At 71.2% G+C, this 12,247-nt stretch carries 9 protein-coding genes; 5 read left to right on the forward strand and 4 right to left on the reverse strand.

Annotation, left to right across the window (positions count from 1 at the left end; all coding sequences use genetic code 11):
- Nucleotides 1–6: 6 nt before the first annotated feature.
- Nucleotides 7–1,881, reverse strand: a complete 1,875-nt coding sequence (locus ACH5AC_RS17235) for a glycoside hydrolase family 15 protein (protein ID WP_398862655.1) — start codon at nt 1,879–1,881, stop codon at nt 7–9.
- A 330-nt stretch (nt 1,882–2,211) separates the two neighbouring features.
- Here ACH5AC_RS17235 and ACH5AC_RS17240 point away from each other — a divergent pair, with 330 nt between their 5' ends.
- From ACH5AC_RS17240 to ACH5AC_RS17260, 5 genes are read left to right on the forward strand one after another with little or no spacing between them, the layout of a single operon-like run.
- Nucleotides 2,212–3,048 (forward strand): glycosyltransferase family 2 protein, encoded by an 837-nt coding sequence (locus ACH5AC_RS17240; protein ID WP_398862656.1) that lies wholly within the window; start codon nt 2,212–2,214, stop codon nt 3,046–3,048.
- A gap of 5 nt (nt 3,049–3,053) precedes the next feature.
- Nucleotides 3,054–4,463, forward strand: a complete 1,410-nt coding sequence (locus tag ACH5AC_RS17245; RefSeq protein ID WP_398862706.1) for a glycosyltransferase — start codon at nt 3,054–3,056, stop codon at nt 4,461–4,463.
- Nucleotides 4,464–4,472: 9 nt separating this feature from the next.
- Nucleotides 4,473–5,822 (forward strand): lipopolysaccharide biosynthesis protein, encoded by a 1,350-nt coding sequence (locus ACH5AC_RS17250; protein ID WP_398862657.1) that lies wholly within the window; start codon nt 4,473–4,475, stop codon nt 5,820–5,822.
- Nucleotides 5,823–5,833: 11 nt separating this feature from the next.
- Nucleotides 5,834–6,823 (forward strand): glycosyltransferase family 2 protein, encoded by a 990-nt coding sequence (locus tag ACH5AC_RS17255; RefSeq protein WP_398862658.1) that lies wholly within the window; start codon nt 5,834–5,836, stop codon nt 6,821–6,823.
- Nucleotides 6,820–7,632 (forward strand): polysaccharide deacetylase family protein, encoded by an 813-nt coding sequence (locus ACH5AC_RS17260; RefSeq protein ID WP_398862659.1) that lies wholly within the window; start codon nt 6,820–6,822, stop codon nt 7,630–7,632. The genes ACH5AC_RS17255 and ACH5AC_RS17260 overlap by 4 nt, the downstream gene beginning before the upstream one ends.
- A gap of 10 nt (nt 7,633–7,642) precedes the next feature.
- On the opposite strand, the gene ACH5AC_RS17265 is transcribed toward ACH5AC_RS17260, so the two are convergent.
- From ACH5AC_RS17265 to ACH5AC_RS17275, 3 genes are read right to left on the reverse strand one after another with little or no spacing between them, the layout of a single operon-like run.
- Complete coding sequence (locus tag ACH5AC_RS17265) at nt 7,643–8,458, reverse strand: family 16 glycosylhydrolase (protein WP_398862660.1); 816 nt, start codon at nt 8,456–8,458, stop codon at nt 7,643–7,645.
- On the reverse strand, nt 8,455–10,221 hold the full coding sequence (locus tag ACH5AC_RS17270) for an FAD-dependent oxidoreductase (protein ID WP_398862661.1): 1,767 nt from the start codon (nt 10,219–10,221) through the stop codon (nt 8,455–8,457). The genes ACH5AC_RS17265 and ACH5AC_RS17270 overlap by 4 nt, the downstream gene beginning before the upstream one ends.
- Nucleotides 10,218–12,047, reverse strand: coding sequence for a glycosyltransferase (locus ACH5AC_RS17275; RefSeq protein WP_398862662.1), 1,830 nt, complete (start codon nt 12,045–12,047; stop codon nt 10,218–10,220). Before ACH5AC_RS17275 ends, ACH5AC_RS17270 begins: the two co-directional genes overlap by 4 nt.
- Nucleotides 12,048–12,247 lie beyond the last annotated feature (200 nt).

Consider the following 12,247-nt stretch of genomic DNA (forward strand, 5'->3'; position numbering starts at 1 on the left):
GCAGCGTCATTCAGGTGTTCGTCCGCCCGGCCCGCCGGCTCCAGCCGTTCCGGGCGAACGCCGGTCCGGGGCCGCCGGGCCCCGGGGCCCCGGGCATGGTGCCGACGACAGAGTGAGCGCCGTCTCCACCAGGGCGATGTGGCTGATCGCCTCGGGCGCGTTGCCCAGTTGGCGGCCCGCGTCGGGGTCCCACTGCTCCGAGAGCAGGCCCACGTCGCTGCGTACGGCGAGCACGCGCTCGAACACGTCTCTGGCCCGCTGCGGATGCCCGGTCGCGCAGAGGGCGTCGGCATACCACAAGGAGCACGCCACGAACGCGCCCTCACGTCCGGGAATGTCGTCAAGGGCGTGCGGGCCGTCACCGTTCGCCGCGTACCGTCGCAGGAAGCCTTGCTGGGTCAGTGCGCGCATCGCCCGTACGGTGGCGTGTACCCGCCCGTCATGGGCGGGCAGGAAGCCGAGCCGCGGAATCATCAGGGCCGAGGCGTCCAGGGCCGACGAACCGTAGGACTGCACGAAGGAGCGCCGCCGCGGATCCCAGCCTTCCCGGCACACCTGCCGGTGCACCTCGTCCCTCAGGGCCCGCCAGTCGCCGGAGGGCCCGTTCTTGCCCAGCAGTTCCGCCATGCGCACGGCGCGATCGGCGGCGACCCACACCATGACCTTGGAATGGACGAACTGGCGGCCCGGCCCGCGTACCTGCCACAGTCCGTGGTCCGGCTCGCGCCAGTGCCGGTGGAGGTAGCCCATCAGGGATTCCACCAGGCTCCACACATGAGCCGGCAGGGGGATCCCGGCCCGCAGCGACTGCCACAGCGTGTCGAGGATCTCCCCGTAGACGTCCAGCTGGAACTGACCCACCGCGGAGTTCCCGAACCGGACCGGCTGTGACCCCTCGTAGCCGATCAGCCAGGGGGCTTCCGTCTCCGGCAGGAGACGCTGGCCCCCGACCCCGTACACGGCCTGCAGATCCGCGGGGTCGCCGGCGATGGCCCGCATCAGCCAGTCCAGCCATGCCGTGGCCTCGTCGCGGTAGCCGCTGTGCAGCAGGCAGGTCAGGGCGAGGGTGGAGTCGCGCAGCCAGCAGTACCGGTGGTCCCAGTTCCGTACGCCGCCGACACACCCGGGTAGCGAGGTGGTCGGTGCGGCGACGATGCCGCCGGTGGGGGCGTAGGTGAGCGCCTTGAGGGTGATGAGGGACCGCACCACGGCCTCGCGCCACGGCCCCTGGTAGCGGCAGCGGGCGGTCCAGCGCCGCCAGAAGTCGACGGTCTCCTTCAGTGCCGTTTCCGCCGGGACGGAGAGAGCCGTCGGCGCCTCGGGCAGGTGCGACGGCGACCACGCCAGGGTCAGGGCCAGCCGCTGCCCGGCCGGGACGTCGAAGTCCAGGACGTTCGGGTCGGGGTGGACGGCCGGCGTCGGCGGCCCGTCGGCGCGTACCCAGACGGCGTCCGGGCCGGCGACCGCGACCGTTCCGGAATCACCGGTGCGGATCCACGGGACGATCCGCCCCTGGTGGAAGCGCAGCCGCAGCTCGCTGCGCACGCGTGGCGTGCCCGACACTCCCTCGACGACGCGGACCACGCACGGCGACTGCGTACGCGGTGGCATGAAGTCGATGACCCGTACCGCGCCGGTGGCGCTCTCCCACTCCGTCTCCAGGATCAGCGTGTCCGGTCGGTACGCCCGACGTGTGCACCGGCCACCGGCAAGCGGAGCCACCCGCCAGAATCCGTTGTCCCGTGTGCCCAGGAGCGCGGCCAGGCAGACCGGTGAGTCGAAGCGGGGCAGACACAGCCAGTCGATGGACCCGTCACCGCCGACCAACGCGGCGGTCTCCAGGTCGCCGATGAGGGCGTAATCCTCGATGGGTGAACTCATGATCAGGACTACGCCGTCGTGCACCTTGCCGTGCTTCGAGCGTACAACGCCGAGGACGGCGGGGTCGGCTGTACGCCTCCCCGGGCGCCCTCGGGCGACATCTCCCGATGCCTTGTCGTGGCCCCCTGACCTGGTCCGAAGGGCCCACTTGACCCCTCGCCAAAACGGGTCAAAGATGTACGTATACGTCATAAACGTATGGCGTAGGCGAGCAGCCGCAACACTCGCAGCCCCGGATGGCATCTGACCGCTCGCCTCCTCGCAGCGGCGCGATGTCCGCCGGCCGACGGCGCTGCGGACACCCGCCCGATTCACCCCGGAGACGCCTCCATGAACAGCGACTCTCATGTGACCGCGCACCCCGTTCTCGTCGCCCACTCGGACGGTGCCGGTCGCGGGCAGCAGGCCGGACATCGGTCCACGGACCGGCCCACCCACCCCCTGCGCCGGGCTGCGGACCGTCCCCCGCCCCGCGCCACCGTCAGCCTCGTCGTGCCCGCCCGCAACGAGGCGCGCAACATTCCGTGGGTCTTCGAGCAGATCCCGGACTGTGTCGACGAGGTGATCCTGGTCGACGGTGACTCCAGCGACGCCACGGTGCACATGGCCACGCATTGCCTGCCCACCGTCCACAACGTCCGCCAGAGCGGTCCCGGGAAGGGCACCGCACTGCGCACCGGTTTCCACTCCGCGAGCGGCGACTACATCGTGATGATGGACGCGGACGGCAGCATGGCGCCCGCGGAAATCCCGCACTACCTGCACTTCCTCGACAACGGCTATGACTTCGTGAAGGGGTCGAGATTCATCGCGGGCGGTGGCTCGCTGGACATCACGCGCTTCCGGCGACTGGGCAATCGGGTCCTTCTCGCCGCCGTGAACCACCTCTACCACGCCTCGCTGACGGATCTGTGCTACGGGTTCTGCGCCTTCCGCCGCAGCTTCCTGGACGATCTCGACCTGCACTCCTCCGGTTTCGAGATCGAGACCGAGATGGTGGCGCACGCGCTGCGCTCGGGCCTGCGCATCGCCGAGGTGCCCAGTCTGGAACTGCCGCGCCGCAGCGGCCGTTCGAACCTGCACGCCATCTCCGACGGCAGGCGAGTACTGCGCACGCTGGTGTCCGAGCGGCCCGGCGTATCGTCCGCGGCGCGGAGCACGGGGTGAGAGCCATGCCGCGGTCGGTCACCGGGGCGCGCTCACGCACGGGCGCGGTACCCGCCGGCGCTCCGTACGAACCGGTGGCGGTCGTCGACATGGATCTGGCTCGGCCGTACGAGTTCCGTGCGCCCGGTGGCGACGGACCGATCCACCCGCGAGGACCGGTACTGGCCCTGGTACGGCTGCGCGGCCACCCGCTCGGCCTGCTCGCGGCATCCGGTGACCCGGCCCGCAGGGCTGGGCCAAGTGCCCTGTGGCGGTGCATGGCCGACACGGCACGGCGGCGGTTCGCCACCCCCCTCGCCCTGTCTCCCGCACTCGGCGAGCAGGCCGGCCCGCCGCGCGCGGACTGCCGTGCGACCTGCCCCCTTGCCCCGCCCGACCTCGCATCGCACGACGACCGCGGCACGCGCGCCACGCGCTCGCCGCATCCCCGCGGCCGATCCGCTCCGCGACCCGCCTGCCCGCCACCGGTCAGCGTGATCGTCGCCACGCACAACCGGCCGGACATGCTGCGGCAGTGCCTGAATTCCCTGCTCCGCCTGGACTATCCGTCGTTCGAGGTGATCGTCGTGGACAACGCCCCGACCGATGACGCCGCCGAGCGGCTGGTCCTGGACCAGTACAAAGGACGGGTTCGTTACCTCCGCGAGCCCGTGGCCGGCCTGGCACACGCGCACAATCGCGGACTGGCCAACGCTCGCGGCAGCATCGCCGCCTTCACCGACGACGACACCCTGGTCGATTCGCGATGGCTGTCCGCCATCGCCGAGAGCTTCGCCCAGGGCCCCGGAGTCAGCTGTGTCACCGGCCTCATCGTCCCGGCCGAACTGCGGACGGAGGCCCAGGCGGCCCTGGAACACCACGGTGGGTTCGCCAAGGGGTTCACGCCCCGCAGATGGTCCCTGCACGAGCGGCAGGACGACCCGCTGTTCCCCTTCACCGCCGGGCGCTTCGGCTCCGGAGCCAACATGGCCTTCCGCGTCGCGTCCCTGCGCGCGCTGGGCGGGTTCGACCCGGCCACCGGCACCGGGACCCCGGCACACGGCGGAGACGATCTGCTCGCCTTCTTCCGCGTGCTGGCGGCGGGCGACACCCTGGCCTACCAGCCCGACGCGGTCGTCTGGCACCGCCATCGCCGCACACCGGACGCCGTGGATGCCCAGGCATTCGGTTACGGCGCCGGACTCGGCGCCTACCTCACCGGCGCCCTGATCCATGAGCCCCGCATGATCCCGGGCCTGCTGGTCAGGCTGCCCCGGGGCATCAGGTACGCCCTGCGCCGGGCACGCGACCATGGCAGTGCGGGCACCGAAGGGTCCCGACGTCGCGCGTTGCTGGAGCTGCGCGGGCTGCTGTACGGACCCTACGGCTATCTGCGCGGCCGCCGTCTGTACCGCGCCGGCAGCGGCCGTGCGTGAGGAGGGACCGTGTACCTCTCACACGAACTCGACGGCTCCAGGGCGGTCGAGCCGCCGGCCTCCTCGACCGGCTCCGGCCGGCGGCGGCCCCTGGCCGGCGCCGTGCGGGCGGGGATCGCCCGCGTACTGCCGAGCGAACCCCTGGTCCGCAACGGCCATCTGCTGGCGATCAGTTCACTCGTCAACGCGGGGGTGGGCTCGGTCTTCTGGTTGCTGGCCACCCACTGGTACGACGACGAGATCGTGGGAGTGTGCTACTCGGCTCTCTCGGCCTCTCTGCTGCTGGCCAACATCGGCCAGCTCAACCTCAACGACTTCCTGATCCGCTTCCTGCCGTGCTCCGGACGGCACACCCGCAAGCTGGTCCTCACCTGCTACGCCGTCAGCGCCTCGTGGAGCGCCCTGGTCGCTGTCGCCTTCCTGGCCCTGATTCCCACGCTTGTGCCCGGCCTCGGCTTCCTCCGCAACCCCGCGGTCGGCGTCTGGTTCGTGGTCGCGACAGCCGGATACACCATCTTCGTCCTGCAGGACGGTGCGCTGACGGCGATGCGCCGCCCCGGCTGGGTGGTGGCGGAGAACATGGTCTTCGCCGTGTCGAAGATCCTGCTGCTCGCGGGCGGGGCCGTCCTGGCGATCCGCTCCGGGATCCTGTTGTCCTGGGCCGGGTCTCTGGTCGTCTCCCTCCTGTTCGCCAACTACCTCCTGCTGCGGCGGGCGGTGCCCCGCCACGAGCGGGAGAACCGGGAGGCTTCGCGACCGCCCCGTCTGCTGAGCTACGCCGCAGCCGACTACTTCGGCTCCCTGTTCCGGATGGCCGCCTACACGCTCCCGCCGCTGCTGGTGCTCAACACCCTGGGCGCGGAGCAGAGCGCCTACTACTCACTCGCCTGGATCATCGGCTACCTGCTGTTCCTGGTCGTGCGCAACATGGGCAGCTCGCTGGTCGTCGAGACGGTGCGCCGCCCCGACCGTCTCGTCGAGCAGGGGCGGCGGGTGCTCCGCCACACAGGGATGCTGCTGCTGAGCGGCGTCGTCGTGATCGTGGCGGGCGCGCCGTGGATGCTCGCCCTGTTCGGGGCCGGCTACTCCGAGCACGGCACCACGCTGCTCCGCCTGCTGGCCCTGTCCGCGCTTCCCAATCTGGTCTTCAGCCTGGCCGTGGACGTGCTGCGAGCACGCAGGCGCATGCGTCTGGTCGTCGGGCTCCAGGTCGCGCTGTGCGTCCTGGTGCTCGGACTGGCGGGACTCCTCCTGCCGGTGCTCGGCGTGACCGGAGCAGGGCTCGCCTGGCTCATGGCTGAATGCCTCATCGCCGCGCCGTTGCTGATCTGGCGATCTCGATGGCTGGTTTCCACCTGAGGGAGGACAGTATGAAGACCACGCCGCGCCTGTCGGTCGTCATATGCGCCTACACACTCGACCGCTGGACCGATCTGCAGGCCGCCCTCTCCTCGGTGCACTCGCAGCGCCTTTCGGCGGACGACATCGTGCTGGTCGTCGACCACTGCCCGGAACTGCTCCGGATCGCCCGCAGCCGGCTGTCCGCAGTGCGTGTCCTTCCCAACAGGTACCGCAAGGGCCTGTCCGGCGCGCGCAACACGGGTGTGGAAGCGGCCGCCGGGGAGGTGGTCGCCTTCCTCGACGACGACGCGACCGCTCACCCCTCGTGGACCGAGCGGCTCCTGAACCGGTACGAGGACCCCCACGTCGTGGGCGTCGGAGGGCTCGTCCTTCCCTGGTGGCACACCGGCAGGCCGGACTGGTTCCCGCCGGAGTTCGACTGGGTGGTCGGCTGCTCGTACCGCGGGCTGCCCGAACAGCCCGCGCAGGTGCGCAACTTCATCGGAGCCAACATGTCCTTCCGCAGGGCGGAACTGCTCGCTGCCGGCGGCTTCCGCACCGACCTCGGACGGGTGGGGACCCGGCCGCTCGGCTGCGAGGAGACGGAACTGTGCATGCGGATCGCCTCCCGCGACCCCGACGCCGTACTGGTGTACGACCCGTCGGCGGCGGTCCGGCACCGGGTTCCCGCGTCCCGTGCGAGCTGGTCGTACTTCAGGTCACGCTGCTACGCCGAAGGGCTGTCCAAGGCACTGGTCGCCCGGCACAGCAACGGCATCGCCGCCCTGACCAGCGAGCGCACGTACCTCAGGTCCACGATCCCTCGTGCCCTCCTGCGGGCACTGCACCCGGGAGCACCCTCGCCCGCGCGCACCCTCGCGGCGCTGTCCCTCGGTGTGGGGGCCACCACCACGGGATACGCCGTGGGCCGTGTGCGCGCCCGGCGTTCCGCCGGTCCCGCCCCGGACACGGTCACGGAGTCCGGCGACACCGTACCGGCGAAGGGAAGCCGGACATGACCCGCGAACCCGTCCCCGTCTTCGTGTACCACTCGGTGTCCGCGGACCCGCCCTCGTGGATCGCGCCGTTCACGGTGACGCCTCGGGTCTTCGCCGAGCAGCTCACCCTTCTGCAGGACAGCGGGCTGACGGTCGTCCCACTGCGGGACCTCGTGGCGGCGCTGTACGGCGGTCCGCCCGTGCCACCCCGGTCCGCCGTGCTGACCTTCGACGACGGGTTCGCCGACTTCCGTACCACCGTGGCTCCGCTGCTGGCCGAACGGGAACTGCCGGCGACCCTGTACGTCACCACGGACGCCCTGCGCGAGCCCGTCGCTGCGGCGGACGGCGCAAGCCGCTTCCCGCCCGCCGCCATGCTGACGTGGCGTGAGGTCGTGGAGCTGGACTCGATGGGCGTCGAGATCGGCGGGCACTCCCGGACCCATCCGCAACTGGACGCCCTGCCCCGGCACCGTGTCCGGGAGGAGATCGAGGGCTGCAGGGAGCAGCTCCAGGACGTGCTCGGGCATCGCGTCGATTCCTTCGCCTACCCGCACGGGTATTCGAGCCCTGCGGTGCGCCGCGCGGTCGGTGCGGCCGGCTTCACCTCGGCGGCCGCCGTCCGCGACGGGTTCAGTTCGGACGCGGACGAGCCGCTGCGCATCGCCCGGCTGATGGTGCGGGCCGACACCGGCCGCAAGCGGTTCCTGTCGTGGACGGGTGGTGCGGGAGCCCGGGTGGCCCCGTTCGACGAGGGGCCGCGAACGCGCGCCTGGCGGACCTACCGCCGCCTGCGGGCCGCCGTCAACCGGCCCTACACGGCGTGCTGAAGACGGCCCGTCACCTCTGCCAGACGCGCACCCAGTCCACCTTCATCTCGGCCCGGTCCACGTCACGGGGCGGGGACTGCGGCACTCCTACGGCGAGATTGACCAGGACCTCCATGGGGACGTGCGGGATGCGCTCGGGCTCCGTCACCCGGAACCGCCGGACACCGTCCACGTACCAGGTCAGTTCGTCGGGGGTCCACAGCAGGGCGAACACGTGGTACTCGGCCGGGAAGGCGACCGGTCCGTAGGTGCCCCGCGCGCTGCGGTCGCCCTCGGGGGTTCGCCAGTGGGTGTACATGAAGACCTGCCGGGTGTCCCCGAGGAACTCCATGATGTCCAACTCCGGGGGCGTGAACCGGGAGACCGGCATCATCCAGAAGGCCGGGAACATACCGGCCTGTGCGGGAATCTTGATGGACGCCTCGAAGTACCCGTAGGTGAAGGTCCGCCGCGGACGGGCGTCCCAGTGGTCGCGGCCGGTCGAGATCATGCCGGACCTCCACGGGTACGTCTCGCCGTCGCTGCCCTGTGTGGTGCGTCGTTCCGCCGTCAGGGTCAGGACACCCCGCCCCACGGACACCTGGCCGGGCAGATACCACTGCTCCTCGTCGTTGCCGCTGTTGGTGCACCCCTCGCGATTCCAGTCGTAGCAGGTGGCCCACCGGCCCGTGTTGAGTTCCGAGCCGTCGAACTCGTCGTGGAAGGCCAGTTTCCAGCCCTCTATGACCGGCGGCGGGGGCGGCTTCGGATCACCGTCGGAACAGGCCGTCGCCAGCAGCAGCGCCGTGGCTGCCGCCAGCGCCGTTCCCGGTCGGCGGAACCTCACGGTCGCTCCGTGTTGCGGGCCACGACCGCGCCGGTGAGGCGCCTGGCGGCGAACCCGGTGCCGCTGACGAATCTCAGCGAGGGACCGAACGTGGGACCGGCCGCCAGACCGGTGAAGTACAGGCCCGGCACCGAGGACTCAAGACCTGACGAGAGCAGCGGTGCGCCGGCGAAGGTCCGCACCGCCTGTCCGAGGCCGGGCTCCAGCATCCCCAGCCGGTGCACGTTGACCCGGTAGCCCGTGGCGGCCAGGACGTGGTCCGCCACCAGGGTCTCCGAGCGTCCGTGCGCGTCCGTCAGGCGCAGACGCACCGTCCCGCCTCGGGGCAGCGCGGACAGGAGCGTCCGGCCGCACAGAACCGGAAACCGGCCCTGCGCCCGTTCCCTCAGCCACCAGGCGCCGGACGGCTTCGGCACGGTGCGCAACAGGTGCAGGCGCGCGGGTGCCGGAAGACGGCGGTACGCCGCGCCGCCGTGGTGGCAGGCCAGCCGCAGCCATCCGCGCCCAAGGGGCGAGTCCGGCTTCAGCGGTTGCTGCGCGGGACGAGGGTGGCCGCTCGTTCCGTCCGGCGGCGGGGGGGACTCGAAGACCACGGTCGCGCTGCGGGCGATCAGCGTGGGGTGGGCCCCCACCTCGTGCAGCAGCGTCGCGCTCTCCAGGGCGGACTGGCCCGCTCCCAGGACAGCCACTCGCAGGCCGGCGAGCGCACTGAGATCCGGGTGTGCGCTGGTGTGCGAGGCCATGCCCGCCTTGACGCACTCGTGCAGTTCGCGGGGGACGTAGGCGAAGGGAACGGCGCCGGTGGCGAGCACCACGGAGGCGGCGAGCAGTTCCTCACCGGAGTCGAGCAGCAGGCCGAAGCCGCCGTCGGCCGGCTGGATCCGCCGCACCCGCGACGGTTCCAGCTCGGGTACCAGGCGTTCCTGGAACCACCGTCCGTAGTCGACGTACTCCGCCAGGGGCACCGGCCGGCGGTCGTCGGCCGGGGGCATGCCCTGCGCCGTGCGGAAGTCCGCGAACGTGTGTCCGCGTTCGGGCGCCGCGATCGCCGACGCCGCAGCGGTGGTCCTCAGGAACATGCCCTGCGGCATGTGGACCCGCCACGACTCCATGACCTCGCCGAAGATTCTCATCGGCATGCGGGCGGCGCGCAGATGGCAGGCGGTGGCCAGCCCGTACGGGCCGGCTCCGACGACGGCCACGGGAAGGCGGCCGGCGGACCTTCCCCGGCTTCGCGGGGCGGGACCCCTTGTCGGCGCGGAGCGGATGCCTGGAACCGCCTCCAGGGTGGCCTCCGCTCCGTCCGCCGCGGGCCCGGACGGGGGATCGGTGGCCGGCCCGGCGGACGCCCCCTCCTCGACGACGGGTACTGCCCGGTGCCGGGCGCGTGCGGGAACGGGCAGCAGAGCCAGGGCGGAGGTGACGACTGCCAGGACGGCCAGCGCTCGCGTCGTGGTGAACGAGCCGCTGAGATAGAAGGGCTCCACGGTGAGAAGTGCCAGGCACATGCTGAGGATCAGGGCCAGGAAGGCGGCCTCCAGGACGACCGGCCGGCCCCGCTCTCCCCTCGCGGCCGGCCGGACCCACCGCACGGCTGCCAGCCCCGGGGCCGGCACGAGGAACGCCGTGGTGATCAGCACGCGCAGGACGGCCGCGTCCGGCAGGGCGCCGGTCACGGCCAGGGCGAGCCAGCCGGACAGGGCGAGGCCCACACGAAGCGGCCATCCCCAGTGGGGTCGTAGCGCCGTACGCAGCGTGCTCATGGCTCCTGCCTCGCGTCCGGGTTCTGGTACCGGTAGACCACGGCGTCCTTGTTGTGGTAAACGCGCACAAATCCCCATGTCTGCGACATCGCGGACTCCAGCCGCTGCATCGTGTCCGCGGGCAGTGTCCCGTAGAGATAGCACGCTGCGGCCTGGGCGCGGCTGAGAACGATGTAGGCCGGCTCACGCTCGGTGGCACCCTCGATGAACGGTTCCAGTCCCTCGAGCGGGTTCCTGACCAGTCGTCGCCTGTCCTCGATGTCCTGTTCGTCGAGTTGGATCCGCGGGTGCTTGTCGTAGTTCATCTCCAGGCCGGGAACGTCCGCGGTGAGTGAGACGATCAGTGAGCCGGGTGGCGTCGTGGCCGTGACGAAGCGAACGGCGGCCACCTCGTCTTGGGTGAAGTAGTTCGCGGCCTCCTTCCCGTAATAGCCGAACAGCAGCCCGCCGAGCATCGCCAGGAGTACCGGGAGGACGACCACCGCCCGCAGCCGCGGCCGCCTTCCCCACTGGAACAGCAGTGCCGAGATCAGGAAAGCGGCCGCGGGCAGCGCGAACAGATAGGCGCGGAAGATCATCTCGCCGCCGTAGGAGTTGGCCACCAGGATCGGCAGCGGGGCGAGTACCAGCAGCCAGATCCCCGTGCGGCGGATCCAGGGCCGGATCGCGAAGGCGAGGGCCGCCATGAGGAACACCGCGGCGGACAGGCCGCGGTCGATCCAGGAGACCAGCACCTGGCCAGGGGCCGCGGTACCGAGCGCCGCCAGCCCGGAGACCGCATTGGCGTCCGGCTCCAGCAGCGCCCCCGTGAACTCGCTGAGGTGTGCGGAGACATACGGCCGCGCGACCGTCGCGTCCCACAGCACGGTCAGCAGCACCGCGGAAGCCAGGACGGGCAGCACCACACGTCTGTTGCGGCGCACGAGCGACAGCGCCACCAGCGCGCTGATCACCATCAGCGGCGTGAGCGGATGCGAACAGACGATCGCGGCCTGGACCAGCAGCACCGTGACGAGCCTGCCGACGGACCACCCCGTCGGCCTGGAATCCGCGGCTCCGCGCTCCGACGACGGCAACTGCCCCATGACGAGAGCGATCATCGTGACGAAGAGCAGGAAAGCGAACGCCTGCGGCGCGAAGTAGTCCTGCCCCACCCAGGAGCAGGAGTAGTAGACCCATGCCGCCCCCCAGATCAGTCTCCGGTCACGGGTCACGGACCGGTAGAGCAGCAGCAGGGGGGCGAGCAGCAACGCGTTCAGGACGGGTGGGGTCCAGACCGCGTAGCCGAGCGACGACTCCAGGCCCGTTGTCTGCACCAGGAAGGCGTTGAGATGGAAGAAGCCGGGCCACTGGTCGTAGACGTCGAGCTTCTCCGCGCCCGGCACGCTGCCGCCGTTGCGCACCATCGCGTCGACGACCGCGACATGCTTCCACGCCCAGCCGTAGCGGAGTGTGGGGTACAGCAGCGAGGGAGTGGCGTGGACGATCGCGATCAGGCCGAGAACGTAGGCCGCGTACCAGCCACCGGGTGTCCGCCGGTCGGACAGGGCGACACAGAACCCCACGGCGAGCAGGCCCAGGCCGACCCAGAAGAGCACCGGCAGCACCTGCAGCAGGCCGTAGTCGTTCATTCCGCGGAGGTTCACCCCGCGCAGGGACGCCAACCACAGGATGAGCGCGACGGGCAGCGCGGCCCGGACCGCCCACTGGGCTGCTGTGGTACGGCGCGGACCCCGCGCGGTGGCGGCGAACGCACTCGGTCGCCGCGACTCGACGCCGGCTTCCGGCGTGCCCTGGCCGTCCGTCAGCGTCGAGTGCTTGTCCACGGGGACGCCTCCCGCACGAGGGGTACGACGACCGCACCGGGGGAGGAGTCCGGCGGCGCTCCCGTCCGTCGTCGGAACACGCGTGCTCCATTCGTCGGTTCACCAGCGACCTATATCGGCCGATCAGGGACATATGCTGCCAAACCGTACGTTACTGCTGTTCGATGTGACTGGCAGTGTGGCCAGACCGTCCGGTGCGG

The sequence above is a fragment of the Streptomyces sp. NPDC018693 genome, assembly GCF_044391385.1.
Classification (GTDB): domain Bacteria; phylum Actinomycetota; class Actinomycetes; order Streptomycetales; family Streptomycetaceae; genus Streptomyces.